Below are 26,975 nucleotides of genomic sequence, written 5' to 3'. Positions count from 1 at the left end.
AATCTCATTAAATTGCGTAGTTGGCAGACCATTTTTCAAGTACTGATTGATAAGGCTTAATAAAGTGTTGCTCTGTAAATTTACCTTGTGCAATCGCTAGTTGACTGCGCTCTTCACGGTCGTAAACAATTTGCGTAATAGAGTGATCGGCGTTTCTTAAATTGGGTTGATAGCAACTACCCGCCACGGCATTGGCGTTATAAATTTCTGGACGGTAGATTTTTTGGAATGTTTCCATAGTGCTAATCGTGCTGATCAACTCTAAGTTGGTGTAATCGTTCAGCAAGTCACCAAAGAAATAAAACGCCAGCGGAGCAACTGTGTTTGGTGGCATAAAATAGCGCACCTGCAAGCCCATTTTTTTAAAGTATTGCTCGGTTAATGAGGACTCATTTGGTTGGTACTCAACACCTAAAATTGGGTGTTGGTTTTCTGTGCGGTGGTACGTTTTGTTATCAGACACGCTTAAACAAATAACCGGTGGCTTTTTAAAGTGCTGTTTGTAAGTTTCTGAGTCAATAAAGTATTTAAATAGTTTACCGTGTAAGTCACCAAAGTTTTCGGGAATGCTAAATTCGCTTTTTGCTTTGTTATGATCAAGCAGCAGGACGCTAAAATCATAATCGCGCACGTAAGATGAAAAGTTATTACCAACAATACCTTCGATACGTTCATTAGTTTGGTGATCAATGATATTCGTTTTTAGTACTTCAATTGACGGGAATGCCTCTGCGCTTTGTGCAATTTCTAAATCAACAGAAATGATCTCAAGCTCTACTGAGTAGCGGTTGCCTTGCGGGTTATCCCAGTTTGCTAGCGCATTAAAGCGACTATCAATCATTTTTAAGGCGTTACGTAAATTCTGCTGGCGACTTTCACCGCGAGCTAGGTTCGCAAAGTTTGTGGTAAGTCGTGTGCTATTTGACGGATGATAATTTTCGTCGAGGCAAATACTTTTAATTGTAAATCTGAAATCGTTGTTCATGGCAATGTATCCAAAAGTCCTGAGATAAATGATTGCTGCTCACCTTCCTTAAATCGCTAGGTCATTAACCTTAGGTTGCTCTGCAGCGCTAATAAATTTATACGTTCTTACTATCATGAAGAAAAACGTTTTTATTTCAGGTAAAACATGAGGCAGATTCATGCTGCTTTGTTGTCTTAGTTCTAAAAACAGCAACTGGGAATGAAAAAATGCTTTAAAGTCATTTTGGACGTCTAGATTTCTAAAGTCATATGTTGAAGTTGCAGTAATTTCATATAAAACGTGAGTAATATTCACTACTTAACAGGACTTTTGAGAGCAACCCCGTACTTTATTGTTGTTATACTCGGTTTCACAAATCAACAACACAGACAAATACAATGAATGAATTAATCGTGCTTATTATCGCTTGCGCCATACTTGGTAGCGGGGTTGGCTTTTTAGCTGGGCTGTTAGGAATTGGTGGAGGCCTAGTGATCGTGCCTATATTAAGCATGATCTTGCTGCATTTTCAGGTGTTACCCGCAGAGCAAGTGGTGCTGGTGGCGATTGCTACATCGCTCGCCTCAATTCTTTTTACTTCAACGTCATCAGCTATTGCTCACCACAAAAATGGTAATGTGCCTTGGCAATTGGCTCCGTGGGTAATGACAGGGGTTGCACTAGGCGCACTTATCAGTGGCTTTTTGGCTTCGCTATTACCCGCAAATGTGGTGCGAATTGTATTCGCTGTGAGTGTGGTGCTTATTGCATTAAAAATGATTTTCAGCAGTAAAAACGATAGCCAAACAACACGAACGCTACCTAATAAAGGCCTTTTGACACTTTATACAACCATCACGGGGGGTCTATCTGCCATGATAGGTATTGGCGGTGGTGCGGTACTTGTGCCGCTACTGACGTTTTTCTCGGTCGATATGAAAAAAGCCATTGGCTGTGCCTCGGCGTGCGGTGTTGTCATTGCGCTATTTGGCTCTGTGGGTTACATCAGCTCAGGCAGTCAGTACTTTACATTAAAAGAGGGCTTTGCTGGATTTGTTTATTTGCCTGCCTTGTTTGGTATTGTTTGTACTTCGTGGTTTACCGCACCATTAGGTGCAAAAGCAACGCATCATTTACCCGTCTCTACTATTAAAAAAATATTTGCTGGGCTGTTGGTTATTATGGCTGTGAATATGCTTACAAAATAGTGTTAACTTATTAATTCGACAACACGAAAGTCGTTTGTTAATGTCAGTTAAGTAGTAATTAGGCTGCTTAACTGCGCGCTTATTTTGGCTTTAGGCGCTAATAAAGGATTCATTTTTTAAGGAACCTGTTATGGATCGTCGGTGCTCTCTAGCAAGTAAAAAAACGCTAAGCTCTTTATTTGTTGCTCTATCAATGTTGGCTTTGCCAGTGACTGCTGAGCCTACAAAGCCACTCGAAACTCACCACGCTTTAATGGGCCAAGTTCTCAATGCACACCAACAAGCTCCCCTTACAGGTTTTGCACTTCATGTGATTGTTGATGATGGACATGCTTTTTCAACGGTAAAGCAAAGTAAAGAAAATGCGCCGCAAGTTATTAACCCTAACAGTTTATTTAGAATTGCCAGCGTGACTAAAACCTTCACTGCAGCAACGGTGCTACGTTTGCATGAAGAAGGTAAATTAAATCTTGATACAACACTTGATAAGTTAATTTCTGACGACTTTTTTGCGTTTCTTGAAAGCGATGGCTATGCCCTTGATAAAATGACGCTTAAGCAAGTGCTGAGTCATACGGCAGGGCTATACGATCACGCTCAAAGCGATCAGTATTTAGCTGGCATAATGGCAAATCCGCAGCAAGATATTACGATGCGCGAGCAAATTAAAGGGTGTGTAGAGTGGGGCGACCCAGTTGGCAAACCTGGCGAGCTTTTTTCATATTCAGATACCGGATATGTGTTACTCGGCCATATTATTGAAAGAGTGACAGATTTACCCTTGCCTGAAGCGGTTCGTAAATACTTAAGTTTCGACAAAAATCATATTGAAAATGTGATCTGGGAACGGGGTGATTCAGTTGCTGTGGATGAGTCACGACGCGTGCATCAATACTTGTACGGCACCGACACCTTTAATTGGAGTCCAACTGTCGATTTATACGGTGGCGGTGGGCTTGTTGCCAGTCCAATCGGTATGGCTAAATTTTATCAGGCTTTATTTTCAGGTAAGGTCTTCAAACACCCAGAAACGCTCAAACTCATGCTCTCTAATAAAGGCTTACCTGCAGGTAGCCCTTATCGTTTAGGTGTATTTGCAAAAGAATATAACGGCACTTTGGTTTATCAACATGGTGGCTTTTGGGGCACTTTGGTGATGTATGAACCAACAACGCAGGTGGTGGTAGCAGGAGCTGTTACTCAGCAAAAAGACTATGCCCAGCTTGAAAAAGTGATGAGTGATTACTTAACATTACAAGCAAAATAAGCGCAATGAGTGTTACAATGACCCGTAACTTATTTCAGATTTAAATTAAATGTCTAAGCTTTGTTCAACTTGGTTGGTGATAATGTGTGTTTTGCTCTCTTTTGTAGGGCAGGTTATTGCGTCGCCGTCTGAGTTACCTTGTGAAAGTGAAGATATTTATCAGCTCGCTGCACTTGATAGCGCAACCATCCAAATCAGCCTGAGTGAAACTAATGATTGCTGCAATATCGATTGCTGTGAATTAGGGTGTTCTTGCATAGCAAGTTTATGCTCACCAATCTTGTATTTAGACCTTGAAGTTAAAAAAATTAAGCTGCCCTATTTTGCTGGTTTTCGATTCAGTGATCAGCAACACCCCCCGAACTTAATTGCACGGCAATTATATCGCCCACCCATTTTTACCTCTTAACCAAAACCTATAAGTTGGCATTTGCTCGCCTATAGGTGCTGGTTAATGAAAATTTATTTGTCATTACAATAAGCATTCTAAGAGGTAAAAATGCGTCAAAGACTATTTAAATTAGCCGCGGTTACACTGCTATTGCCATCGGCTGGTTATACAATTGCACATGAAGATGAACATCATCATGAAGAAAAAAGTATCGAGCGAATTCAGGTCAGAGCGTCACGTTTAGGGCGTATTGTGACAGAATCAGCTACTCGCACTGAGATTATTAACGGTGAAGAAGTTCAAGAAAAGGCATTAATGCGGCCTGGAAATATTTCGATGTTAGTTGCTGAAACAGGGGGGGTTAGGGTGCAAACAACATCACCATCACTAGGCAGCGCGAATATTCGTTTGCAAGGTTTGTATGGTCGATATACCCAGTTACTAAGCGATGGCTTGCCACTTTATGGTGGGCAAACGGCTTCGATTGGCCTTTTACAAATTCCACCTACTGATCTTGCAAATGTTGAGATAATTAAAGGTTCTGCCTCATCTTTATATGGTGGTTCAGCACTTGGTGGTGTAATTAACTTAATTTCGCGAACACCTGCCGACGAGTTTGGCGGCGAGGTATTGCTTAATGCGACATCTAAAGATGGCCAAGATGTAACAACCTATTTATCGGCCCCGATCAATGAGTCGTTCGCAAGCTCTTTGACAGCGGGCATTCATCATCAAGCAAAACAGGATCTGGATGATGATGGTTGGATAGATATGGCACAGTATGAACGGGTCACTGCAAGGCCTAGGCTTTACTATCAAGGCGAAAATGGAGAAAACCTCTACTTAACTCTTGGAGGGATGAAAGAACAGCGTAAAGGTGGCACTGAAGCTGGGGCTTTAATGCCTGATGGCCTGCCATTTGTGCAGCAGCAAGATACACTCAGAACAGACTTAGGTTTTGTTTATGATCAAGCATTAGCTGAAGAACTTGATTTAAATGTTCGTGGCTCAGCAATGGAACAAGATCATGATCACCAGTACGGTCAGGTATTTGAACAAGATAAGCATAATAGTTATTTACTTGAGTCGAGTGTGTCAGGTTATTTGCACAATACTGCTTGGTTGCTAGGTGTTGCATATCAAACAGAGCAGTTTTCCTCACAGACATTTTCGGCGTTTGATTATCGTTATGAGGTGCCAGGACTGTTTTCACAAATTGATTACCAAGCAACGGATGACTTATCAATGTCAGTGAGTGCTCGTGCAGATGATCACAGTGAGTATGGCAATCAATTTAGTCCTCGATTTTCTGTACTCTATAATCCAGAAAACTGGCTATTTAGAGGTGCATATGGCAAAGGGTATTTTGCACCAACTCCTTTTATTGAAGAAATTGATGAGGTCGGTTTATCACAGCTTGAGCCCATTAATGACTTACAAGCAGAGCAAGCAGATACAGCTTCATTCGATATTAGCTACATTGCTGGTGATTTAGAAACCAGCATAACGTTATTTTCATCAAATATTGAGCATGTTACAGAGCTTGAAGCCTCTCAAGTTGGCAGTGAAAAAGCCGTTCGACTTGTAAACAGCCAAGGGCAAACACAAATCAGAGGCGCAGAGTTTTTAATGCGCTATCGCTGGCATGATATTAAGTTTACCGGCAGCTATTTATATACCGATGCAACGAAGCAAAATCAGGCAGGGTATGGTCGCGAAAAACTCACTCTAACACCAGAGCACTCGGCTGGGCTGGTTGTAATGTGGGAGGAGCATGGCAGTCATCTAGTTGGTTTTGAAGCCTATTATACTGGTACTCAGCATCTTGAAGACAACCCTTACCTTGAACGAAGCAAACCATATTGGCATTTGGGGCTGTTAGGTCAAATAACCACGGGCAACGTAAGCTGGTTTGTAAACGCAGAGAACTTACTTAACGTTCGTCAAACAAAAGAACATCCGCTCACCTTGCCTGAGCAAGCTGCAAGTGGACGCTGGACAACTGATATATGGTCTCGAAATGACGGTTTTACCGTTAATGCAGGCATGCGAATTCAATTTGGTGGTTAATTAATAAATACCCAAGCCGCTCATACTTTGTTGGGCGGCTTACTTATTTTTAAACCAACACTCAAAAAACTCTATAAACGCTTTCACTTGCCGAGGTTGAAATTGCCTGCTCGGATATATCACCTGTAGGCCGACACTTTTTTTATCGCTGTGGCTAAAGCCTCGAACATACTCATCTAGTATCAAAATAAGGTCGCCTGTTTTGAGGTCATTTTTGATATCAATGTATGATTTTAAGGCTATGCCATGGCCTTGATTTGCCCAGCGTCTTATCACCTCACCGTCTGAGCATGAAAGGTGGGGAGCTACTTTGATAGAAAAGTGCGTGTTATCTACCTCAAAATGCCAGTCATTTAGTGGTTGCCCAAGCCGCTCAAGTACAAGGCAACGATGATTTTTTAAATCTTCGGGATGTCTTGGCAAACCAAACGATTTTATATAGCTAGGTGAGGCGCATAGCACACGGCGGTTATTACATAGCGGGCGGCTAATCAAGTTACTATCAGGCAAATTGCCGAATCTAAATGCCAGATCAATACCTTCCTCAACTATATTGGTGACCCCATCTGTCAGTACTAAATGCGGTTTAACATTTGGGTGATTATTGATGAATTCTGCTAATGCGGGTGCAACAAACTGGCGACCAAAGTCTGATGTTGCAGAGAGTTTTAGCTGGCCTCTTAGGTTTTGTTGCGACTCTTGAAGTATGTTTTCTGTGTTTTCGACTTCTGCTAATACTCTTAAACAGCCACTATAAAAACGTTCACCTGCATCTGTTAAGGCAATACTGCGCGTATTACGCGTTAATAATCGCGTATCGTAATTTTGCTCAATTTTATTAATTCGTGCTGTCATACTTGCAGGCGAAAGCCCCAATTTTCTTCCCGCAGCGGCTAACCCTCCCGCTTTTACAACGTGAACAAAAAGCGCCATATCATCAATTTTTGACATTATTCTTCAGTTTTAATGAATACTGATTTAACTCTAAGGCTAATTATAAATTTAGTCAAAATAGTTAAACTCATTTCATCACTTGAAGGAGATAGAAATGCAGCTTAATCACGCTCTGCTTTTAGCAACGAATATCCAGCACATGGCTCAGTTTTTAGAGTCGTCGTTAGGCCTTAAAAAGGGGCCAAGGCCAGCATTTGGTTTTGATGGTGTTTGGTTATATGACGACTTGGATACGCCATGCATTCATATAGCAGCTAAGTTTGGCATAAATGAATCGCAATCTGATTACTTAAGCCAAGCTTCGGTATCAACAGAAGCAGTTGGCTTATCAACGGTTGACCACCTTGCTTTCTTTGCAACTGATTATCAAGAAGTTAAAGCACGGCTAAAAGCAACTTCAATACCATTCGTTGAGCGGGAAGTGCCGGCAGCGAATGAGCATCAAGTGTTTATTCAAGGGCCTGATGGCTTAAAAATAGAAATTTTATTTACACGCAGCGAGCTTATTTAAAAGGTACACACATGAAAAATAGAGTATTTAATCCAGACCAAATTGGTCATCATAAAACCGCAAATAAAATAGTAATGGCTCCTATGACCCGTTCACGTACGGCTCAACCAGGTGATATTCCGACAAGTCTAATGGCAGAATATTATGCGCAACGAGCCAGTGCGGGTTTTATAGTATCAGAGGCGACGCAAATTTCTGCACAAGGAAAGGGCTACTCATTTACCCCCGGGATTTATACTGAAGAGCAAATCAACGGATGGCGCAAAGTAACGCAAGCCGTTCATCAGCACAATGGACTCATTTTTTCTCAGTTATGGCATGTTGGCAGAATGTCGCATAGTGTCTTTCATCCAGACGGCTTGCCGGTTGCGCCAAGTGCTATTGCCCCAAATGCGCAAGTGTGGGTGGTTGATGAAAATGGCGAAGGCCAAATGCTTGATTGTCCTACACCACGTGAATTATCGACCAATGAAATAAAGGGCATCGTTCAAGACTATAAACAAGCTGCTTTAAATGCGATTGAAGCAGGGTTTGATGGCGTTGAGGTACATGCAGGTAATGGCTATTTAATTGATCAATTTCTAAGACAAACATCAAATAAACGTAGTGACGAATACGGCGGTAATATTGAAAATAGAGCAAAGTTCGCGCTGCAAATCATTACTGCAATTAGTCAAGCTATCGGCCCAGAAAAAACGGCTATTCGATTAGCACCTTTTATTACACAAAGAGGCATGGATGATCCGCAAGCAATCGATGTCATTCTATATTTAGCTAAAAAGTTTGATGAACTTGGCATTGCTTATCTGCATTTAGCGGAAGCTGATTGGGATGATGCTCCCCTCGTAACCGATGAGTTTAGAGTTAAATTACGTGAAATCTTTAATGGAAAAATTGTGGTGGCAGGAAACTACACATTAGCAAAGGCCGATAAACTCATTGGTGAAGGCTTAGTTGACTATGTTGCATTTGGCAGAAAGTTTATTGCAAATCCAGATTTACCTTATCGCTTAGAGCACAATTTACCTCTAAATGAAATATCAGATCCTACTACTTTATTTGGTGGTGATGAGCAAGGTTACACAGACTATCCAGTATTTCAGGGGGAATAAATGATGAAATTTTTAAAGCCAATTTTAATTGCGTCGGTATTTGTTTTAAGTTGCTTAGGTGTTGCTCAGGCTAAGGAGGCAACATCTGCATTTTGGCCTGATGATGCTCAACTTGTGATCTCTATTTCGATGCAGTTTGAGGCCACAGCGCAAGACCAATCAGATCCGGGCCCGTTTCCACCGCAAGAGGTTGGGTATCCTGACACCATTTCGCCTTCTTGGTACCAATACGGCATGAACGAGGGCATTCCTAGGCTGCTAGATTTATGGGATAAGCATGATATTAAAGTCACCTCTCACATGGTTGGCAGAGCTGTTGAGTTAAACCCTGAGTTAGCAAAAGAAGTGGTTCTACGCGGGCATGAAGCATCAGGGCACGGACAAACATGGACCCCTCAATACTCTATGAGTGAAGAGCAAGAGCGACAGTCATACATAAAAAGTGCAAATATCATTGAAAAAGTAACAGGGCAGCGGCCTGTGGGCTTTAACGCTTTTTGGATGAGGCATTCAAAAAATACCCTCAAAATTCTTAAAGAATTAGGTTTTATTTACCACATAGACGATTTATCTCGTGATGAGCCATCGCTAACACCTGTTGGAAGTGACGACATTGTTGTTGTTCCATACACGTTTAGAAACAACGATATAGTTCGTTACACTGGCAGCACAGCCATGACTGGTAAGGCATATTTACAAGAGCTTAAAGACGAGTTTGATGTGCTCTACAAAGAAGGCAAACAACGTAGAAGGATGATGTCTATCAGTGCTCACGATAGATTAGCGGGCACTCCCGCCAGAGTGAAAGCGTTGGACGACTTTATAACCTATGCAAAGCAGCACAAAGGGGTTAAGTTTATGCGTAAAGATGACATAGCAAAATGGATGTTACGCCAAGACAATGTGCCAAAAAATCAGCCCCGTACTTTTACAGAGGATTTGTTATGAAATACACAGTAACCTTTATTGCACTACTTTTATCTGGTTGCGCCTCACAGCAGCAAACGGGTGAGTTTGAGGATGTAGTAATCGCAGATCATCACTGTCCAGGGGAAATAGATCGAAGTTATAGCACCACGATTTATAGCTCTGACGAACCTGAAAAAGTTGGCAAAACTGAAGTTATAACGCGTTGCAATCCAGTTAAAACAGAAACTGAATTTGAAAGAGATTTAAGGCAGAAACATTAGCTTTTACGTATCGGTTATGGTGTGTCCAGTAAGGCTGCTATTGTTAAGCAGCCTTTAGCTAGGCTTTTAGTTGGCTTAACAAAAAACTAGTGTCTCACTTGTGTGCGCTTATGGGCGGGAGAAACACCCGTCCAGCTACTGTAAGCGCGAACAAACGAATTTGTTTCGCTAAAACCGAGTAAAAAGGCGATTTCGATAATTGGTAACTCAGTTTGCATTAAGTAGTGCTGCGCAAGATCTTCTCGTACTTGTTGTAAGACTTTTTGATAACTTTGCTTTTCAGCTGTTAGTTTTCGTTGTAGAGAGCGTTTGCTGAGTGCCAGCTCTGAGGCAATATGCTCAATGTTACTTTGCCCTTGAGGTAGGGATTTAAACAAAATACTTGATACCTTATCAGTAAGGCTTTGTTCGCTGATAACATCTTGCAGCTTACGTTTTAAATCTCCCTCAAAGCATGACAACATCACCTGATTACTGGTTAAAAATGGCGCTTTTGCATCTTCTGCTAAAAATGTCACGCTAGGGGTACTCCCCACTTTCAACGGGCAACCAAAGTAGGCTTCGTATTCCATAAGCTTTTCAGGTAGCTCTGGCACAATAACCGTAACAGGGTTAATTTGTTTTCGAGTAGCAAGGCGAGTTAGTTGTGTAAAAAATACCAGTTCAGCCAAGCTGTAGCACTTGGGCAGCGTATCAATAAAACCATAACAGCTTACTTGGGCTTTTGTATGAGTATTGGTAATTTCAAGTGCTAGCTCCATAGGGCCAATTAGTGGTTTGTACTGTTGTAACCTCGCTAAAGCAGCATTTAAGTTTGGGCTACAGATCGCGGCAAAAATTGGTACGTCAAATGATTCTATTGTCATTACTTCGGCAAGTTTTAAGGGTAACTCAATGCCGTTTGCTGCTGTCTCTACACCCTGCCATAATTGGAAGTATTGAGCGGGCGTTAAGTATACTTTATCTTGAGAAAATAAACCTGAAGGCAACTGGGCATAAGCCAGTGCCTCTTCTAGGTTGATTTCTAAATCATTGAGTAATACTTGCCAGTTGGGAGGGATCAAAAACTTGCTGGCTCGTTTCATATTAGTTTCCGCTTTTTTCCATAAACTGACGAGAAATTTTTAACACAGTTTTGCGAGGCAATAAAGGGATCACCCAATTGAGCATAAACTTAAGCGGCGCTTCATTAAAAGCAATTAACTGACCTTTTTGCATTGCCTTGTAACCACACAGTGCCACAGAATGCGCTGATTTAGCATTCTTCCAAGCATCTACCCCTTGTAGATCACCTGCTTCAACAAAGCCTGTTGCTACTGTTCCTGGGCATAACGCGGTGACCGTAATGTTTTTATCTTTTACTTCTTCTGCAATTGCTTGACTGAATGAAGTCACAAACGCTTTCGTTGCATAATATACCGCTTGCAGTGGGCCGGGCATAAAGGAAGCTGTAGACGAAATATTTAAAATTTTGCCACGATTTCGCTCAACCATGCCTTGTAAGTAATAGTGGCTTAGGTCTGTTAATGTCACAATATTAAGTTGCATCATCGTTTGTTCTGCACTGAGATCACGCTCATGAAACTTGCCATGTCCGCCAATGCCGGCATTATTCACCAAAATATCTATGTGCAAACCAAGTGCCTCAGTACGTGTAAAAACATACTCAGCTGAATCTGGCTTAGATAAATCGGCAGCAATAACCGTAACCTTTACGTTGTGTTTTGATTCAAGCTGTTGTTTAAGATCATTCAGTTTGTCTTTTGAACGAGCTACCAGCACTAAATTATCGCCATGCTGTGCGTGAATATGCGCAAGTTCTAAACCAATCCCGTTTGAGGCGCCAGTGATCAATGCTGTTGATGTCATGTTTGTACTCCATTAATTTGAGCTGTTGTTTTGTTATATGCATGGTAGGCCATCTTTTGGTGCCACATGACATCAGATCGCGCCATCGTTATTGCAAAACGCGCCATTTATAAAATTCAGCTTGCAAATGGTATATAACAAAAATATTATATAACGAAATTGTTATGGAGTAAGCCGTGAAAGTCCTCTTTTTATGTACAGAAAATTCAGCCCGTTCAATTATGGCTGAAGCATTGCTTAAACATCATGGTAAAGGTGAGTTTGAGGTATTTAGTGCGGGCACAGAACCTTATGCGGTAGACCCTCGTACGCTTGCTACGATTGAGCATTTTGGCCTAAAAACCGATGACTTACACTCAAAGCACTTAAATGATGTAACTAACCTGCATTTTGATTATGTCATTACATTGTGCGACAAGGCAGCTAAAGAATGTGCAAATCGTGTTGATGGCACACATTGTTTAGGCTGGGACTTTGTTGATCCAAAAACTCGCCCTGAACCTCACGCTTTTGAAAAAACGTTGCAAGAGATCAATGAGCGAATTAAGCAGTTTGTGCAATCCCATAACAAAGAAAAACCAGTATCGATTTCGCCAACTACATTTTATAAAGCGCTTGCAGATGATATTCGTTTAAAAAGCTTATTGCTTATCGCTGTTGAGCAAGAGGTTTGCGTATGCGAACTAATGACGGCACTTAACGAGCAGAGCCAACCAAAGGTTTCAAGGCATTTAGCGCAACTTAAAAAGCAGGGCATTTTGTCGGATAGAAAACACCAGCAGTGGGTGTTTTACTCTTTAAACCCGACTCTACCTATGTGGATGAAACAAACAATTACCTCGACCGTGGTAAACGAACCAAATTTCATAGAAAACGAGTTAGCAAGGCTAAATGCGATGGGCGATGATCGCCCAACCCGTGTTGCTCGTTGCTGCAATTAAGGACTAAAAATGGGTGTTTTTGAACGATATTTATCTGTATGGGTTGCTGCTGCTATTGCCATTGGTGTGGCGCTAGGGGTGATGTTTCCGCCTTTATTTGAGCTAATAGCGAAAGCCGAAGTGGCGCATGTAAACATTGTTGTTGCACTGTTTATTTGGGTAATGATCTACCCGATGATGGTGCAAGTTGATTTTTCAACGATTAAAGAAGTCGGTAAGAATCCAAAAGGGCTGATGCTCACTTTAATCATTAATTGGCTTATCAAACCGTTTTCAATGGCCGCATTAGGTTGGTTATTTTTTGAAGGGTTATTTGCTGATTTTGTTAGCCCTGAAACGGCGCAAGAATATATTGCAGGCATGATTTTACTCGGTGTTGCACCTTGTACGGCAATGGTGTTTGTGTGGTCACAACTAACCAAAGGCGATGCAAATTATACCTTAGTGCAAGTATCTGTGAACGACATCATTATGATTTTTGCCTTTGCACCTATTGCGGGGTTGTTGCTGGGTGTGTCTGATATTCATGTACCTTGGCTTACACTGATGATTTCGGTTGTGTTGTATGTATTGCTACCATTCATTGCCGGGGTATTAACACGCAAAGCTCTTAATAATTCAGCGCAAAATGAAGCTGCTGTGCAGTCATTTTTAGAGAAAGTTAAACCTTACTCAGTTATTGGTTTACTGGCCACAGTGGTCTTGCTATTTGGGTTTCAGGCGAACACGATTTTAGCCCAACCGCTTAACATTGTACTGATTGCCATTCCGCTTGTTTTGCAAACCTACGGTATTTTTGCAATCACCTATTTCATTGCGTTAAAGCTTAGGCTTAAGCACAACATTGCAGGGCCAGCGTGTTTAATTGGTACTTCTAACTTTTTTGAGTTAGCGGTCGCAGTGGCTATTTCATTATTTGGTTTGCACTCGGGTGCAGCATTAGCAACCGTTGTTGGGGTGTTGGTCGAAGTACCTGTGATGCTGTCGTTGGTTGCAATCGTTAATAAAACTACACATTGGTTTAAAGAGTAATTGGGGAATCATAATGCAATCACATCCATTTGATATTTTACAGCTAGAAACTGGGGCATTTATTTTTACCCCTTGCCCTGGCACAAAAGGCGTTGGCTTATCACAGTCTGTTGCTGATTTAAAAGCGGCAGGTGCAAAAGCCATTATTACGCTAATGTACGATGAAGAGCTTGTTAAAAATGGGGCGCAGCAGCTTGTAATCGAATGTGAGCAAGCTGGCCTTAGCTGGTTTCAGTTACCTATTTTGGATGATGACGCGCCAAACGAAGCGTTTAGTCTCGCTTTCAACAAACACCTTAACGAGATTCTTGCCATCATAAAAAGTGGTGGTAGCGTGGCTGTACATTGTAAAGGCGGCTCAGGCCGTACAGGCTTAGTTATTGGTTTATTAATGCATGAGCTTGGCTATGCTAAAAACGACATAGTCACTCAAGTGCAGGCTATTCGCCCTAAATCGTTGCATAACCCAGTACAACGTTCATTTTTCGACAATTTTCAAAAAGTAGGAGCTTAACAATGGCAATTAAAGTAGGCATTAATGGTTTTGGCCGTATGGGTCGTTTATCGCTAAGAGCAGCGTTTGCATGGGACGACGTTGAGTTTGTGCAAATTAATGACCCAGCGGGTGATGCAGCTACATTGGCTCACTTACTAAAGTATGATTCGGTACACGGTATTTGGCCTCATGAGGTTGAAAGTAACGACAATGCTGTGATCATCGATGGCCACGAAATTAACGTTACGCAAAATAAAGCGATTGCAGACACTGATTGGTCTGGTTGCGATATCGTTATTGAAGCCTCAGGTAAAATGAAAAAAACCGAATTACTGCAAGCCTATCTTGATCAAGGTGTGAAAAAAGTTGTTGTCACTGCGCCTGTAAAAGAAGACGGCGTGTTGAACGTTGTAATGGGTGTAAACGATGATTTATATGATGTACAGCAGCACGATATTGTGACTGCGGCATCATGCACTACCAACTGTTTAGCGCCTGTGGTTAAAGTATTGCAAGAAAAAATTGGTATCAAACATGGTTCAATGACGACCATTCACGATATCACTAACACGCAAACTATCTTAGATGCGCCGCATAAAGATTTACGCCGTGCTCGCGCATGTGGCATGAGCTTAATTCCAACTACAACCGGCTCTGCAACAGCGATTACACATATTTTCCCTGAACTTAAAGGCAAATTAAACGGCCACGCAGTTCGTGTGCCATTAGCAAATGCATCAATCACAGACTGTGTGTTTGAAGTTGAAAAGCCGACCACCGCTGAGCAAATTAACAAATGGATGCAAGAAGCCGCAGAGGGCGAGCTAAAAGGCATTTTGGGCTATGAAGAAAAGCCACTTGTTTCTATCGATTATAAAACTGATCCACGCTCAAGCATTGTTGATGCGTTATCAACCATGGTTGTCAACGAGACTCAAGTTAAGCTGTATGTTTGGTACGATAACGAATGGGGTTATGCAAACCGCACCGCCGAACTTGCCCGTAAAGTTGCGCGATCACTTAAAGGTTAAAAGCAATGACGCGTTTGGCTAATCTTCCCGCTGATATAAAGCAGTACTTAATTGTCACCGGGAATTACTGGGCATTTACGCTAACAGATGGCGCATTGAGAATGTTGGTGGTACTGCATTTTCATGCGCTTGGGTACTCGCCTTTGAGTATTGCCATGCTGTTTTTGTTTTATGAGATTTTTGGTGTTGTCACTAACTTAGTGGGCGGCTATTTAGGCGCAAGGCTTGGTTTAAACAAGACCATGAACATTGGCCTTGCCATACAGGTTGCAGCCTTGTTCATGTTGGCAGTCCCCCCTGAATGGCTAAGTGTTGCCTATGTGATGCTGGCGCAAGCACTGTCGGGCATTGCAAAAGATCTCAATAAAATGAGCGCTAAAAGCTCAATTAAAATGCTGGTTGCTAGTGGCCAAGAAGGCACCTTGTTTAAATGGGTAGCGATACTAACAGGCTCTAAAAACGCATTAAAAGGTGTGGGCTTCTTTTTAGGTGGCTTACTACTGACATTAATGTCGTTTAAAGGCGCAATGCTAACCATGGCTGCCACCTTGCTGGTGGTGTGGTGTTTTAGTATTTATGCACTTAAAAATGATTTAGGCAAAGCTAAAAACAAACCTAAGTTTAACGAGATATTTTCAAAGAGTAGTTCAATCAATATCTTGTCGGCCGCGAGGTTGTTTTTGTTTGGTGCGCGTGATGTTTGGTTTGTAGTTGCACTTCCGGTGTTTTTATCACAAGCCTTTGATTGGGATCACTGGACTGTGGGTGCCTTCTTAGCTAGTTGGGTCATTGGTTATGGGGCTGTGCAATCTTTTGCTCCTAAAATCATTAAGCTCAATAAGCAAACATCACCAAGTGCAGAAACAGTTAAGTGGGCATCCTTGCTTGCTGTAGTCACCTTAGCCATTGCCCTTGCTATTGGCTTTGAGTGGGCTGTAAAACCAATGCTGATAGGCGGGTTGATGTTATTTGGTGTGTTATTCGCGATTAACTCATCTTTGCACAGCTACTTAATTGTGAGCATGGCTGACGCCGATGGCGTATCACTTGATGTTGGGTTTTACTATATGGCTAATGCCATGGGTCGCTTAATTGGCACTGTGTTGTCGGGCTTAGTGTTTCAACTTTATGGCTTAGCAGCTTGTTTAGCTATCTCACTGTTATTTATTGTAATTACCGCCCTTATATCGACTAAATTGCCAAAACAAATTTAGTTGAATCTAAACACGCCCTATAAAGGTAAGCTTTCTTGCTTACCTTATTTTCTTAAATTATTTTGCAAAAATATTTGACCTGTCTACAGCTTTACACTTCATACTTATTGTATTCAAAAGCCTTATAGGCCTATTTCATCATGTATTTAATTTCAGAGTTAGCAGCAAAGCTGGGTTTGTCGCGCACGGCTGTGTTGTATTACGAGAAGCTTAAAATTATTCAAGGGCGCAGGCTTGCAAATGGTTATCGCTATTATAGCGAGGCTGATTTACAACGCTTGGTTTTGATCCAGCAGTTACAAAGCGCGGGGTTAACCTTAAAAGAATGTCAGAGCTGTTTAGATGTAGAGCTAGATAAAGCGATTTTGCAACAGCGCTTAGCGCAACTTGAAGATGAAATTACCGCTAAGTTACAAGCCAAAGATTTATTACTGAGTTTGCTTGGCGAACGCTCTCAAAAACACTTACATGATGAGCTGAATAAGCGTGCGCCAAGTGCACATTTAAATTGGTTGTTAAAGCAAGGATACACAGAAAAAGAGGCATTGCGGCTTCGTTGGTTATCAAAAGATATGAGTGACCATGAAAGCTACATGCACGATTTTATGACTGTGTTTGAGCCATTAGAGCGATGGGGACCTGGTAGCGAAGAAGCCACATTAAAAGCTTTTGCTGCTGTTCCTAACAATGCCAACCAAATTTTAGAAATTGGCTGTGGTAAAGGCTTATCAACATTACTAATAGCCAAGCAAACTGATGCCAAGATCACGGCTTTAGATAATGAGTCATCGGCACTTGCTTATTTACAGGAGCGATTGCTCGAAGAGCAATTGGCTGAGCATGTGTCTTTGACGTGCGCATCGATGACTGCGCTGCCTTTTAAAGCAAGTTCATTCGATGTTATTTGGGCTGAAGGGTGTGTATATGTCATGGGTATGCAAAGCGCACTGTCAAGCTGGAAACCGTTTCTTCGCCGTGATGGGGTGATTGTGGTCAGTGATTTAGTTTGGCTTAACAGCCAGCCTGAAATGGCGGTTAAAGAGTACTGGCAAGCGAATTACCCAGATATGCAATCAATCGAAAGCCGCGTTGCTTTATTTGATGAGCTTGGATATGAGCTTATAGAGCAGTTTTCGCTGGATCAGCAAGCTTGGCAAAACTATTGGCAACCACTTAAGGCGCGCCTTGCTGAGTTAGCGCCATCGATAAGTGAGTCTCAAGCTGTAAAAGACATACAAACAGAAATTGCTCTTTACGAAAATGAGACTGGACAAAACTTTACTTATCACTATTTTATTTTAAAACTTAAGGAGTCTAAGTGAATTTTTCAATTTACGAACAGAGCCAAAAAAACGAGATTATTGCGCTTTACTTGGCAACATTTAGTGCATCAGAGTCAATACAAGAAGGCGAGCAAGTTGCCCGTTTAGTCACTGACTTTTTAGCTGAGCCATATCCATCAACTGATTTATATGTGTTTGTCGCGACAGATGAGCAACGGATCGTCGGCGCGATTGTGCTGTCGCATTTACTGTTTGCGCACGCTAAAGAGGTGTTTTTACTCTCACCTGTTGCAGTGGCAACGGATTGGCAGGGACAAGGCATAGGACAAAAGCTGATCCAATTCGGCTGTGATAAGTTAGCTGAACATAATGTCAGCCTAGTGATGACCTATGGTGATATCAACTTTTATGGAAAAGTCGGGTTTTCCGTTGTGAGTGATGAAATTATTCAAGCACCTCATAACTTATCTTACCCAAAAGGCTGGCTTGCTAAACCGGTTTTAGATGACGAAATTTTGCCAATTACTGGTAAGCCAAGTTGCCTAAAACCACTCGATAATCCACAGCTTTGGTAAACACTATGCAAACACCATCACTGATAGAATTAGGCATGCGACCTTTCTTTCAACAACAGCTGAATTTAGATGAGCTAGAAAACAGCCATTTAGGGCGTGTTGTTGAGCATCACAAAACAGAGGTTGTATTGCTTGGCGAGCAAGGCACGATGCGGTTTGCTTTAACACCGGGTCTTGAACAAATTTGCGTAGGTGATTGGGTGGTATTTGATGATTCGCGTATTTTACGGGTACTCGAAAGAGCTTCAATCATTAAGCGCAAGGCTGCAGGCTCTAAACACGCGTTTCAATTAATCGCGGCGAATATTGATACCGTGTTTATTGTTACATCGCTTAATGATGACTTTAGTTTAAATCGGATAGAGCGATATTTAGCCTTGATTAAAAATGCCCACATTGAGCCTGTGGTGGTGCTAACCAAAGCTGATACTTGCCCAGACGTTGAAAAGTACTGCCTGCAAGTGCAAAGCCTAGACTCTCTTTTGAGTGTTATTGCTATTAATGCGTTAAAAGAAGAGGGTTGTGATTTACTTACACCTTATTGTCGAAAGGGGCAAACGCTCGCATTTATGGGCTCATCTGGAGTAGGTAAATCGACCATCGTTAATGCACTACTTGGCTCCGATGAATTAAAAACAGCAGGTATTCGTGAACAAGATAGCAAAGGCCGTCATACAACAACCTTTAGATCGATTAAATGGTTGCCTAATGGTGCGTTATTGATGGACACACCGGGTATGCGAGAATTGCAATTAAGTGATTCAAAGCAAGGTATTGAACGTGCATTTGAAGATGTTGAGCTACTCGCAAATAGCTGTCGATTTAAAGATTGCCAACACCAAACAGAGCCGGACTGCGCTGTTATTAAAGCAATTGAAATGGGCTCATTATCAATAAGACGCTTAGAAAATTACCGTAAGTTGTTAGCTGAAAATGAGCACAACAATGCCACCATGGCTGAAAAGCGCGCCAAACAGCGCGCGTTTTCAAAAATGGTTAATACTGTTCAAAAGCAAAATAGGTCAATTAAAAAGACTCAAGAGTGACCGTTAGTTGGTTGTTGCTAAGCGTGTTTTTGCAACGAAAATAATGAGCCAAATAGCAACAACGGTTTCTAGCAAAATTAATACATGCATTGCGGTTGTCATAACGTTATCGCTATCAACCGCATGATGCAGTACCGATAACATGTTCATCGCAGCATAAAGATAGAGCAGCCACATGGCGTGTTTAATGCGTTGCTTAGCTAAACAGAGCAGCGCATATAAGCCAACAAAAGTCATGATAAACCAAAAGTAGTCGACCACGTTTGCTGCAAGCCAATCAGGTTCAGGATAGTGCTCAAAATACATAATATTGTGCACATAATGCAAAATACTGGCGATAAAGTTCGCGAGTACAATAAAGAGTAAACGAGCGTGTTGTTTAAATAGCACTGCTTTGTTTTGCATTATGAGTCTCATTTAACGCGGTTAATATGTCATGCCAAATTGCTTGATTATGTTTTCTGAAATAGCCAAAGTGGCCTACTTTTTTAGCGGGTAATTGTGCAGATTGATAACGCTTAAAAGCAATTGGGTGTTTGCTGGTTACATTGCGCCAAAAGTTATGCACGTTTTGCTCGGTACAGATTTCATCATCGTCAGCGGTAAAGACATAGGTAGGAATATCAAAGTTTTTATAGGTACCTTCGGCAATCGATTTACCGTAAAACTTATTCGAGAAAAACAACTGCTTTTCTCTACACCACGCTGACCATTCACGCGTAAAGCCAACGGGTAAGTCTTCCATAAAATTCATTTTTTTAGCGGGCACGTATTTAAATAATGCCCCCGTAATCGGTGAAAATAAACGAAAGAAGAAGTTAGCTTTAATACGGTAACCGGTTGGCATATAACCAAAGTATCCGGCAGAAACTGCAACAGCAACAAGGGCATCAAGCTTTTGGTAATTGGCAGCTAAACCTATTTGCTGACCGCCAGCACTATGACCAACGCAATAAAGTGGCAGAGTTGGATTGATGCTTTTAGCTTTATCAATCATGGCAGGCATATCAAAGCGGCCAATGTCTGAATATTGATAACTACAGCCTTTTAACTGGCTTGTTTTCGATTCGCAAAAGCCACGGTAATTCCAAACAACCACATCGAAACCTTGGCTGACTAAAAACTCTGCAAACGGTAAATAGTAGGTGGTTTTTGTTGCTGTACCTGGGTTTAATAGCACCGTTGCTTTAGGGTTGTTGGCCGCAAAATGAGTGCCATTTAAAGTGACGTTATCGGCTGTTTTAACACTAATCGATGTATTCATTTTTTTATTAGTATTGATAGAAGAATGCGTTGAGCATAAACTGTGGAGCTTACTCTACAGTCAAGCGTATTTTTATGAAAACCAAGCAAATCACGCAATTAACCGGCCTCACAAAAGACACAATTCGTTTTTATGAAAAAGAGCAGTTGATCCCGCCACCTTCAAGAGATGTGAATGGCTATCGTATTTATAGTGAGAAGACAGTTGAGCAGCTCAATATGATCACAATGGCTAAAAACCTAGGCTTCACTTTAAAAGAGATTAAAGATCTCACGCAGCTACTTGGCAAAAACAACTTAACTCAGCAAGCTATGGCCGCCAAATTGATTGAAAAAAGTAAAGAAATAGACGCCAAAATCACTGAGCTGACGAACATAAAAACCTTAATCGACCATGCGTTAAAAGGCATGTGTGAGTATAAAGATAAGTTAAGCTAATCACGTTTGGCACATAACTAGCTCTTAATAAAATAGTTTTGAATTGGTCTTTATTGCTGGTGCTATATAAATGATTCAATGTAAAGCAATCAATTCTACGCGATATAAAATCGTCGCTACAATTTTGCTAACTTGCTAACTTGCTAACTTGCTAACTTGCTAAAAATTCATTTTTTAGCCATGCGATCAATTGTTGAATGCTGGTATGTTTTAATTTGTCAGCTTTGCAGGCATAGAAAAATGACTGCTGCGGATGGATTACTGCATTGCCTAGCTGCACTAATTCGCCATATTCGAGCTTTTCTAGAACAAATTGCTTATGGGTAACCAGTAGGCCAAGTTCTCTCGTTACAGCTTGCAATGCTTGAGCTGTGGTTTCAAAAGAGCGGTTTTTTTGTGTTTTAGGGCAGGCAATGTGGTTATGCTCTGCCCAAATCTGCCAGTTATTGTTTCTGCGTGCATTAAGCACTTGAATGGCGGGAAAGCGGTTTAATAGTTCATTGATGTTGTTTGTAGTTTCTGACTTTAATAATGACGGGCTGCAAACTAAAACAAGTTCATCATCTGCTAATTTCTCACAGTGGTACTTTTGCCAATTTTGCGGATCGCCCTGAAAAATAGCCATATCGATATTGCGTTTTTCGAGATCAACATCACCTACAAAGTTTGATAAGCGAATATCTAACTCAGCATAACAATTTTGTAGCTTATCAACTCGTGGTATCCACCAATGTAATGCCAAAGAATTCACCATGTTGAGTGAAATTGAATGATGATCTTTGTCTTTATTTTTAACCTCTTCGCTTGCTGAAATGATGGCCTGAACGGCGGGCGAAACGCGCTGATAATAAAGTTTCCCAGCATCATTTAAATACACTTGTCTGCCAACCCTATCGAACAGTTTTACCTCAAGCTGTTGTTCAAGAGACTTGATAGCTTGGCTGATAGCCGAGTGACTAACGTGAATTGAATCTGCGGCTTTAACCATGCTGCCAGTCTCTGCAACAGCAATGAAACTGTATAAGGATTTGAGCGGGATATTGTGTTTCATATGTTAGTTTTTCTTACATATTAATGCGGTTTTATTCGCTTTTTTATAATTTCAGCAGAGCATATCGTGAGTGTCATCTACTCGCTTTATAAACAATGTAAATGAATATTAGTCACCGCTCTAGTGCGTTAATGCTGCTATCTACCCTCACTCTAGCACTGAATGGACTGGTTACCCAGCTGTTAACCCCCATGCTGCCAATTATTTTACTGTTATTCTTAAGGTTGCTCTTACCTGGTTGTTTAATGTTAGCAACGGCGCGAGCACGGTTTTGGAATTATGTTAGTTTTTCTGCATTAAAAAATGTGATGCTACGCGCTGTTTTTATCACCTTGTGCCAAGGGTTTTTTATTTTAGCGCTTTACAAACTTACGTTAATTGAGGCGGTTGTGTTATTTAGCACCGGGCCTTTGTTTATCCCACTGCTTGAAAGTGTGGTGTATAAGCGAGAAATCGACTTGTTTGTCGTGCCGACTTTGTTGTTAATGATGATAGGGCTGATCATTCAAAGTATGACCGACCAAGGGATTACGTTACGTTGGGAGCTATTAATTGGTCTGGCGGCTGGCTTTTTTAATGCTTGCTCGCAATTGTGTTTATTTCAAATTAGTAAAGAGAAAACCCCGGTTCTGGTTGCCAATGGTTTTTGCTTTTTAATTGCAGCACTATTCAGTACGCTATTTTTCATTCTGCCGCTGTTTATTGGTGGGCTAAATGCTGAGCTCGCAGCAGGCAGCTTGGTGGTTGAGAGTGCTTGGTTATTATTAGGCTTATTAGTGTTATTAGCGGTATTTAGTAGTGCTACGCAATACTTTAGAAGCTCTGCATATAAACTAGTTACTACCGGCTCTGAACTAGCGCCGCTGATTTATACGTCAGTGGTGTTTTCATACCTTCTTCAGTTAACCATTCTAGATAGCCCGGTAAATGGGCAGCAATTAGTTGGGATTAGTTTTATTGTTATTGCTTGTTTAATGCAAACAAAGCGAAACCGCAGTTAAGTTTCGCTTTTATTATTGTTTTCTTGTAACTTACTGAGCAACAAAAATAATAAGTAGGTTGTTATGTCTGGGTATGCTTTTGTTAGGCAAGGAGTAAAGCCATTTTTAATTGTGGTTTTGGTATTGTTGTTCGTTATTTATATATATTTTTCACGAGAAGCTGCAATCTTTGCAACCAATTCAGAGTCATCAAATGATACAACAGCTTCGCAGCACGTTGAGGCACAAGCAAACATATCAGCCACAAAGCCTGATGCGAGTTTGTTAGCTGATGAATCTGCTGAGCAAGGGAGTGAAGCCAATGATAGCCGTGAATTTATTATCAAAAATGCACCGAAATGGCGTTTTGATGGTGTGTTTATTGACCATTTTACTGAGCTAAAGCAACGCGCTAAGCAAGGTGATGCTGAGGCTAACTATCTCATCGCACAAAATCTTAAGTATTGTTTTAATGCTCCTTTAGATGCTGAGGCGCTTGAGGCAACATTAGCCGAAAGCTATGAGTTTAGCGATGCTGGTGATACGCAAAACCGTGTTTTAGAGAAATATGAGTATTGCCAAGGGTTAGATTTAGCAACGCGGCGGTCTTTTTACCGTTATTTGACAATGGCAGCAGAACAGGGCTCTGCCTTTGCGCAGCAAACGTTTGCTGGGCTAACTCCCGAATTTTACATGAAGTCGCAATTTCCTGAGAAGTTGTCACGTGCCGAGTTCATCAAAAATCGTGATGGTTTTAAAGAGCGTAAAACCGTATTTTTAGAGCAAGCAGCGAAGCAGGGCAGTGAACAAGCGCTGATGAGTTTAGCGAGCATGTATTACAGCGAACAAGTTGGTGAGCATAGTGCAGCAAAAGCCTACGCTATAAATCGACTCATTATGGAAATCACGCAAAATAACGATGTGTATAATCGTTATGCGTGGTTTGAGCAAAGACAATACCCGACACTTTCAGATGAAGAGCTGAGTATCGCGAACAATTTGTTTGATCAATGGCTTTTGCAAATAAAGCAAAATGGTACATTATATCTAAAGCACTGAGTACCCAAAGAATTAATAACCCAAAGCAAGGATAGCAATGATGTTTGAACCAAACTATACAAGTTACACTCTTGAAGAGCTGTTAGATTGCAAAGCGAATATAGACGCACAAGCATGGCCCGATCGTCTAAGAAACATCGAAAACGCGTTGAGTGTTTATGCCAGTCAATCTGCTGAGCACGAAAAGCAGTACAAACAAGCTGTGTTTAATGCGTATTGTGAGACGTTACGCCACGATCTAACCATCAGTATCGACGATAATATTCTTTGGTTTTTAAGGCCGTTTTCTAAGCGAGCTAAAGATATTACCCCCAGTACGTTTGCTGGCGAAGTTTGCCCACTTTGCAAAGGAAATCTTAACGCAACCACATGGGCTGCTGGCTGGCAATTGAGCTGTGAAAATTGTCAAGTTACAGGGATTGTTGTAGAACATTTGAGCTTCTAAATAACAAGTAAAAAAGGAACAAATAGAGCTTTAATTGTATGACTTTTAGTTATATAGTCTTTACCTAACCTTAGGGGAGTAGTCTCTTAGATTAAGATGAACGTCAACAGTCTCCGAACCAATGTTCGTGGCGTTCATGTCCGCAAGCCGGATTGACAAGACCTAAGGCACGTATTGGGTTCAATGGGCGACCTTGATACGTGTCTTATTGTTCTTTGCCCTAAGGAACCGTCTCGTGCTTGTTACATTTCTAGACCATTTATATGGTTATTTCTGTCCTCTTAAATCGGTTTATTTATCACATTTTGCTTTGCAACCCTTCTGTTGGAGAGCACTATGACCTTGTTTATCCTTGCCATTTTAGTTGGTTTTGTATTGCTGATTTGGAGCGCTGATCGCTTTGTTGATGGTGCAGCTGTAAGCGCAAAATATGCAGGTATACCTAGTTTACTCATTGGTATGATTGTGGTTGGGTTTGGTACGTCGGCTCCTGAGATGTTGGTATCGGCCATGGCTGCTGCTGATGGCAGCCCAGAGCTTGCTTTAGGTAATGCGCTGGGGTCAAACATTGTCAATATTGGGCTTATACTAGGGATAACAGCGCTGATTGCCCCGATTGCTGTTCACTCTAATATCGTTAAAAAAGAACTCCCACTATTGCTTGTGGTGAGTGTGCTATTTGCATTACTGATTTTTGATGGTGGCTTATCACGTTTTGACGCAGGTGTATTGTTACTTGGATTTTTTAGTTTTATGGGGTGGAGTATTTATTCTGGCCTTAAAAGCAAAAATGACAGCTTAGCAACAGATGTTGAGCAAGAACTTAACGTGCAAACAATGTCACTTAAAGCAGCTATTGTTTGGCTGGTAGTTGGGCTTGTTGTACTCATTATTAGCTCAAGGCTATTGGTATGGGGGGCAGTCAGTATTGCTGAGATTATGGGTATTAGCGACCTGATTATCGGTCTCACAATTGTGGCACTTGGCACTTCGCTCCCTGAACTTGCAGCTTCAATTGCCGCAGCCAGAAAAGGTGAACACGACATTGCCATTGGTAATGTGATTGGCTCAAACATATTTAATATCTTGGCCGTCACAGGTATTGCAGGGATGATAGCGCCAGCTGATAACCTTTCACCGGATCTATTATCGCGAGATTGGCTGGCGATGTTCTCTCTTTCAATATTTTTATTAATTTTTGCTTATGGGCACCGAGGTATTGGCAGGGTAAATCGCGCTGAAGGTATTGGTTTATTGCTGATTTTTATTGCCTATAACGCATGGCTTTTCTTTTCAATTTATCAATAAATGCAATTTCGAATTTAAAAAAATCAAGGATCTTTATGAAACAAACCCTCAATGAATTTTGGCTCAATAACTCAGAAACAATCATAGCGCTAGGGTATAAATTGATACTCGCAATTGTTATTTTAATTGCCAGTGCAGTGCTTGCTAAGTCAGTGAAAAAGGCTATCAAAAACTCCAACGCGACGCTTAAAAAAGTTGATAATACCTTGCTGCCTATTTTGTCGTCTGTGGCAGGCTATGCGGTGTATATTATTGGCGGGGTATTTATTTTAGATATCTTTGGCGTGAATACGGCAAGCCTTATTGCCCTAATGGGGGCGGCAGGTTTGGCGATAGGTTTAGCCCTTAAAGACACTTTAAGTAATATTGCAGCAGGCATGATGTTACTTATATTAAGGCCGTTTAAAGTTGGTGACTTTGTTGAAATAGGCTCGATGCAAGGTACTGTCTCTGAGGTAAACCTATTCACCAGTGTTTTTCAAACGATTGATGGTCTTTATATTGCATCACCTAATGGCATAGTGTGGGGTAACAATATTAAAAATTTCACCCGAAATGGCAAACGCCGAATGGATATTGTTGTGGGTATTTCATATGCCGATTCAATCGATGATGGCTTTGCGGTGCTAAAAGATATTGCCGCGAACGAAAGCCGTTTACTGAGTGAACCGGCGGCGCAAGTGATGGTGACAGCCATGGCTGAGAGTTCGGTGAATATTCAGCTTAGAGCATGGGCTAAAAATGAAGACTATTGGCAAACCTATTGGGATTTAAACAAACGTGTCAAAGAGTCAATCGAGAAAGCAGGCCTGACAATTCCTTTCCCACAACGTACTTTACACATACCTGAAGGCGTGGTGACAAAGAAGTAACTCTAGTAATGTTAGTAAGTAAATCTGGTTAGTCGATTTACTTACTATGCTTCTTTAAGCTTTTTTAACAAACTTAGCGGTCACCATCATTTCACCTACGCCATCGACTTTACAGTCTAATTCGTGGTCTTTTTTATCTAGCACACGGCGGATCACGGCTTTGGTGCCAATTTTAATAACTTGCGAGCTGCCTTTAATTTTTAAATCTTTCGCAACAGTCACTTTGTCACCATCAGCCAATAAAGTGCCGTTAGCATCTTTCACATTGATCACGTCATCGGTATCAACCGCATTGGGGTCCCACTCGTGAGCACACTCTGGGCAAACTAAATTGTTTTGATCTTCATACACGTATTCAGAGTTACATTGTGGGCAAGGAGGAAAAGACATAAATGGCACCAT

29 protein-coding genes are annotated in these 26,975 nt (G+C 41.3%); 21 read left to right on the top strand and 8 right to left on the bottom strand.

Translation table 11 applies throughout. From position 1 onward, the window contains the following. Positions 1-7 precede the first annotated feature (7 nt). The gene (locus JIG37_RS04510) at positions 8-985 is read right to left on the bottom strand and encodes a DUF1852 domain-containing protein (protein ID WP_054553489.1); all 978 of its coding nucleotides are present in this window, start codon (positions 983-985) and stop codon (positions 8-10) included. Positions 986-1,365: 380 nt separating this feature from the next. Between JIG37_RS04510 and JIG37_RS04505 the strand changes: the two genes are divergently transcribed. The 3 genes from JIG37_RS04505 to JIG37_RS04495 all read left to right on the top strand — a co-directional run bounded on the left by JIG37_RS04505 (position 1,366) and on the right by JIG37_RS04495 (position 5,903). After that, positions 1,366-2,175, top strand: a complete 810-nt coding sequence (locus tag JIG37_RS04505; protein WP_199528788.1) for a sulfite exporter TauE/SafE family protein — start codon at positions 1,366-1,368, stop codon at positions 2,173-2,175. A 130-nt stretch (positions 2,176-2,305) separates the two neighbouring features. After that, positions 2,306-3,442 carry a serine hydrolase domain-containing protein gene (locus JIG37_RS04500; protein ID WP_199528787.1) on the top strand — a complete coding sequence of 379 codons (1,137 nt, stop codon included), beginning with the start codon at positions 2,306-2,308 and terminating at the stop codon, positions 3,440-3,442. A gap of 499 nt (positions 3,443-3,941) precedes the next feature. Beyond that, positions 3,942-5,903, top strand: coding sequence for a TonB-dependent receptor (locus JIG37_RS04495; protein ID WP_199528786.1), 1,962 nt, complete (start codon positions 3,942-3,944; stop codon positions 5,901-5,903). 39 nt (positions 5,904-5,942) lie between these two features. Here JIG37_RS04495 and JIG37_RS04490 read toward each other — a convergent pair whose 3' ends face one another. After that, complete coding sequence (locus JIG37_RS04490; protein WP_199528785.1) at positions 5,943-6,854, bottom strand: LysR family transcriptional regulator; 912 nt, start codon at positions 6,852-6,854, stop codon at positions 5,943-5,945. Between the two features lie 97 nt (positions 6,855-6,951). Here JIG37_RS04490 and JIG37_RS04485 point away from each other — a divergent pair, with 97 nt between their 5' ends. Genes JIG37_RS04485 through JIG37_RS04470 form a run of 4 tightly spaced genes read left to right on the top strand, consistent with a single transcriptional unit; the run spans position 6,952 to position 9,670 of the window. Next, complete coding sequence (locus tag JIG37_RS04485) at positions 6,952-7,368, top strand: lactoylglutathione lyase (protein WP_166338370.1); 417 nt, start codon at positions 6,952-6,954, stop codon at positions 7,366-7,368. 11 nt (positions 7,369-7,379) lie between these two features. After that, entirely contained in the window at positions 7,380-8,480 is a 1,101-nt protein-coding gene (locus tag JIG37_RS04480) for an alkene reductase (protein WP_138617928.1), read from the top strand. Next, positions 8,481-9,428, top strand: coding sequence for a polysaccharide deacetylase family protein (locus JIG37_RS04475; protein ID WP_244664347.1), 948 nt, complete (start codon positions 8,481-8,483; stop codon positions 9,426-9,428). It abuts the gene before it with no gap. Next, positions 9,425-9,670 carry a hypothetical protein gene (locus JIG37_RS04470; protein WP_166338374.1) on the top strand — a complete coding sequence of 82 codons (246 nt, stop codon included), beginning with the start codon at positions 9,425-9,427 and terminating at the stop codon, positions 9,668-9,670. The genes JIG37_RS04475 and JIG37_RS04470 overlap by 4 nt, the downstream gene beginning before the upstream one ends. 86 nt (positions 9,671-9,756) lie before the next feature. On the opposite strand, the gene JIG37_RS04465 is transcribed toward JIG37_RS04470, so the two are convergent. After that, on the bottom strand, positions 9,757-10,755 hold the full coding sequence (locus JIG37_RS04465; protein WP_199528784.1) for an AraC family transcriptional regulator: 999 nt from the start codon (positions 10,753-10,755) through the stop codon (positions 9,757-9,759). Between the two features lies 1 nt (position 10,756). After that, a complete protein-coding gene (locus JIG37_RS04460) occupies positions 10,757-11,539 on the bottom strand; it encodes an SDR family oxidoreductase (RefSeq protein WP_199528783.1) in 783 nt (260 codons plus the stop codon). 176 nt (positions 11,540-11,715) lie between these two features. Here JIG37_RS04460 and JIG37_RS04455 point away from each other — a divergent pair, with 176 nt between their 5' ends. The 8 genes from JIG37_RS04455 to rsgA all read left to right on the top strand — a co-directional run bounded on the left by JIG37_RS04455 (position 11,716) and on the right by rsgA (position 19,157). After that, complete coding sequence (locus tag JIG37_RS04455; protein ID WP_054553499.1) at positions 11,716-12,480, top strand: metalloregulator ArsR/SmtB family transcription factor; 765 nt, start codon at positions 11,716-11,718, stop codon at positions 12,478-12,480. 9 nt (positions 12,481-12,489) lie between these two features. Next, entirely contained in the window at positions 12,490-13,512 is a 1,023-nt protein-coding gene (arsB, locus tag JIG37_RS04450; protein ID WP_194441221.1) for an ACR3 family arsenite efflux transporter, read from the top strand. Between the two features lie 13 nt (positions 13,513-13,525). Beyond that, the gene (locus tag JIG37_RS04445; RefSeq protein ID WP_199528782.1) at positions 13,526-14,026 is read left to right on the top strand and encodes a dual specificity protein phosphatase family protein; all 501 of its coding nucleotides are present in this window, start codon (positions 13,526-13,528) and stop codon (positions 14,024-14,026) included. 2 nt (positions 14,027-14,028) lie between these two features. Continuing rightward, a complete protein-coding gene (locus JIG37_RS04440; RefSeq protein WP_199528781.1) occupies positions 14,029-15,039 on the top strand; it encodes an ArsJ-associated glyceraldehyde-3-phosphate dehydrogenase in 1,011 nt (336 codons plus the stop codon). Between the two features lie 5 nt (positions 15,040-15,044). Beyond that, complete coding sequence (gene arsJ, locus JIG37_RS04435; protein WP_199528780.1) at positions 15,045-16,253, top strand: organoarsenical effux MFS transporter ArsJ; 1,209 nt, start codon at positions 15,045-15,047, stop codon at positions 16,251-16,253. 140 nt (positions 16,254-16,393) lie between these two features. Then, entirely contained in the window at positions 16,394-17,575 is a 1,182-nt protein-coding gene (locus JIG37_RS04430) for a MerR family transcriptional regulator (protein WP_199528779.1), read from the top strand. Further along, complete coding sequence (locus tag JIG37_RS04425) at positions 17,572-18,111, top strand: N-acetyltransferase (protein WP_199528778.1); 540 nt, start codon at positions 17,572-17,574, stop codon at positions 18,109-18,111. The genes JIG37_RS04430 and JIG37_RS04425 overlap by 4 nt, the downstream gene beginning before the upstream one ends. 5 nt (positions 18,112-18,116) lie before the next feature. Then, a complete protein-coding gene (gene rsgA / locus JIG37_RS04420; RefSeq protein ID WP_199528777.1) occupies positions 18,117-19,157 on the top strand; it encodes a ribosome small subunit-dependent GTPase A in 1,041 nt (346 codons plus the stop codon). 3 nt (positions 19,158-19,160) lie between these two features. Here the strand turns inward: rsgA and JIG37_RS04415 are convergent, their stop codons facing one another. Then, positions 19,161-19,562, bottom strand: a complete 402-nt coding sequence (locus JIG37_RS04415) for a hypothetical protein (RefSeq protein ID WP_199528776.1) — start codon at positions 19,560-19,562, stop codon at positions 19,161-19,163. After that, positions 19,537-20,421: an alpha/beta fold hydrolase gene (locus JIG37_RS04410; protein ID WP_166338393.1), complete on the bottom strand. Its 885-nt coding sequence runs from the start codon at positions 20,419-20,421 to the stop codon at positions 19,537-19,539. Before JIG37_RS04410 ends, JIG37_RS04415 begins: the two co-directional genes overlap by 26 nt. A 74-nt stretch (positions 20,422-20,495) precedes the next feature. Between JIG37_RS04410 and JIG37_RS04405 the strand changes: the two genes are divergently transcribed. Next, positions 20,496-20,858, top strand: coding sequence for a MerR family transcriptional regulator (locus JIG37_RS04405; RefSeq protein ID WP_199528775.1), 363 nt, complete (start codon positions 20,496-20,498; stop codon positions 20,856-20,858). Positions 20,859-21,009: 151 nt separating this feature from the next. On the opposite strand, the gene JIG37_RS04400 is transcribed toward JIG37_RS04405, so the two are convergent. Then, positions 21,010-21,909 (bottom strand): LysR family transcriptional regulator, encoded by a 900-nt coding sequence (locus JIG37_RS04400; RefSeq protein WP_199528774.1) that lies wholly within the window; start codon positions 21,907-21,909, stop codon positions 21,010-21,012. 101 nt (positions 21,910-22,010) lie between these two features. On the opposite strand from JIG37_RS04400, the gene JIG37_RS04395 reads away from it, so the two are divergent. From JIG37_RS04395 to JIG37_RS04375, 5 genes are all read left to right on the top strand, one after another. Beyond that, the gene (locus JIG37_RS04395) at positions 22,011-22,910 is read left to right on the top strand and encodes an EamA/RhaT family transporter (protein ID WP_194441231.1); all 900 of its coding nucleotides are present in this window, start codon (positions 22,011-22,013) and stop codon (positions 22,908-22,910) included. A gap of 63 nt (positions 22,911-22,973) precedes the next feature. Continuing rightward, complete coding sequence (locus tag JIG37_RS04390; RefSeq protein WP_194441232.1) at positions 22,974-23,948, top strand: hypothetical protein; 975 nt, start codon at positions 22,974-22,976, stop codon at positions 23,946-23,948. Positions 23,949-23,985: 37 nt separating this feature from the next. After that, positions 23,986-24,393, top strand: coding sequence for a hypothetical protein (locus tag JIG37_RS04385; protein WP_166338401.1), 408 nt, complete (start codon positions 23,986-23,988; stop codon positions 24,391-24,393). Positions 24,394-24,729: 336 nt separating this feature from the next. Then, positions 24,730-25,701: a calcium/sodium antiporter gene (locus tag JIG37_RS04380; RefSeq protein ID WP_194441233.1), complete on the top strand. Its 972-nt coding sequence runs from the start codon at positions 24,730-24,732 to the stop codon at positions 25,699-25,701. Between the two features lie 35 nt (positions 25,702-25,736). Beyond that, a complete protein-coding gene (locus JIG37_RS04375) occupies positions 25,737-26,573 on the top strand; it encodes a mechanosensitive ion channel domain-containing protein (protein WP_138602278.1) in 837 nt (278 codons plus the stop codon). Between the two features lie 54 nt (positions 26,574-26,627). On the opposite strand, the gene JIG37_RS04370 is transcribed toward JIG37_RS04375, so the two are convergent. Continuing rightward, a complete protein-coding gene (locus JIG37_RS04370) occupies positions 26,628-26,963 on the bottom strand; it encodes a zinc ribbon domain-containing protein YjdM (protein WP_054553514.1) in 336 nt (111 codons plus the stop codon). Positions 26,964-26,975 lie beyond the last annotated feature (12 nt).

The organism is Pseudoalteromonas sp. bablab_jr010, assembly GCF_016464105.1.
Lineage (GTDB): Bacteria > Pseudomonadota > Gammaproteobacteria > Enterobacterales > Alteromonadaceae > Pseudoalteromonas > Pseudoalteromonas simplex.
Note: the sequence above shows the minus strand (reverse complement) of the source record. Positions and strands in the feature narration are given on the sequence as shown.

Coding starts and splice junctions, on each gene's coding strand:
- JIG37_RS04510 (WP_054553489.1), bottom strand. CDS start 985: ATGAACAACGATTTCAGATTTACAATTAAAAGTATTTGCCTCGACGAA.
- JIG37_RS04505 (WP_199528788.1), top strand. CDS start 1,366: ATGAATGAATTAATCGTGCTTATTATCGCTTGCGCCATACTTGGTAGC.
- JIG37_RS04500 (WP_199528787.1), top strand. CDS start 2,306: ATGGATCGTCGGTGCTCTCTAGCAAGTAAAAAAACGCTAAGCTCTTTA.
- JIG37_RS04495 (WP_199528786.1), top strand. CDS start 3,942: ATGCGTCAAAGACTATTTAAATTAGCCGCGGTTACACTGCTATTGCCA.
- JIG37_RS04490 (WP_199528785.1), bottom strand. CDS start 6,854: ATGTCAAAAATTGATGATATGGCGCTTTTTGTTCACGTTGTAAAAGCG.
- JIG37_RS04485 (WP_166338370.1), top strand. CDS start 6,952: ATGCAGCTTAATCACGCTCTGCTTTTAGCAACGAATATCCAGCACATG.
- JIG37_RS04480 (WP_138617928.1), top strand. CDS start 7,380: ATGAAAAATAGAGTATTTAATCCAGACCAAATTGGTCATCATAAAACC.
- JIG37_RS04475 (WP_244664347.1), top strand. CDS start 8,481: ATGATGAAATTTTTAAAGCCAATTTTAATTGCGTCGGTATTTGTTTTA.
- JIG37_RS04470 (WP_166338374.1), top strand. CDS start 9,425: ATGAAATACACAGTAACCTTTATTGCACTACTTTTATCTGGTTGCGCC.
- JIG37_RS04465 (WP_199528784.1), bottom strand. CDS start 10,755: ATGAAACGAGCCAGCAAGTTTTTGATCCCTCCCAACTGGCAAGTATTA.
- JIG37_RS04460 (WP_199528783.1), bottom strand. CDS start 11,539: ATGACATCAACAGCATTGATCACTGGCGCCTCAAACGGGATTGGTTTA.
- arsB (WP_194441221.1), top strand. CDS start 12,490: ATGGGTGTTTTTGAACGATATTTATCTGTATGGGTTGCTGCTGCTATT.
- JIG37_RS04445 (WP_199528782.1), top strand. CDS start 13,526: ATGCAATCACATCCATTTGATATTTTACAGCTAGAAACTGGGGCATTT.
- JIG37_RS04440 (WP_199528781.1), top strand. CDS start 14,029: ATGGCAATTAAAGTAGGCATTAATGGTTTTGGCCGTATGGGTCGTTTA.
- arsJ (WP_199528780.1), top strand. CDS start 15,045: ATGACGCGTTTGGCTAATCTTCCCGCTGATATAAAGCAGTACTTAATT.
- JIG37_RS04430 (WP_199528779.1), top strand. CDS start 16,394: ATGTATTTAATTTCAGAGTTAGCAGCAAAGCTGGGTTTGTCGCGCACG.
- rsgA (WP_199528777.1), top strand. CDS start 18,117: ATGCAAACACCATCACTGATAGAATTAGGCATGCGACCTTTCTTTCAA.
- JIG37_RS04415 (WP_199528776.1), bottom strand. CDS start 19,562: ATGCAAAACAAAGCAGTGCTATTTAAACAACACGCTCGTTTACTCTTT.
- JIG37_RS04410 (WP_166338393.1), bottom strand. CDS start 20,421: ATGAATACATCGATTAGTGTTAAAACAGCCGATAACGTCACTTTAAAT.
- JIG37_RS04405 (WP_199528775.1), top strand. CDS start 20,496: ATGAAAACCAAGCAAATCACGCAATTAACCGGCCTCACAAAAGACACA.
- JIG37_RS04400 (WP_199528774.1), bottom strand. CDS start 21,909: ATGAAACACAATATCCCGCTCAAATCCTTATACAGTTTCATTGCTGTT.
- JIG37_RS04395 (WP_194441231.1), top strand. CDS start 22,011: ATGAATATTAGTCACCGCTCTAGTGCGTTAATGCTGCTATCTACCCTC.
- JIG37_RS04390 (WP_194441232.1), top strand. CDS start 22,974: ATGTCTGGGTATGCTTTTGTTAGGCAAGGAGTAAAGCCATTTTTAATT.
- JIG37_RS04385 (WP_166338401.1), top strand. CDS start 23,986: ATGATGTTTGAACCAAACTATACAAGTTACACTCTTGAAGAGCTGTTA.
- JIG37_RS04380 (WP_194441233.1), top strand. CDS start 24,730: ATGACCTTGTTTATCCTTGCCATTTTAGTTGGTTTTGTATTGCTGATT.
- JIG37_RS04375 (WP_138602278.1), top strand. CDS start 25,737: ATGAAACAAACCCTCAATGAATTTTGGCTCAATAACTCAGAAACAATC.
- JIG37_RS04370 (WP_054553514.1), bottom strand. CDS start 26,963: ATGTCTTTTCCTCCTTGCCCACAATGTAACTCTGAATACGTGTATGAA.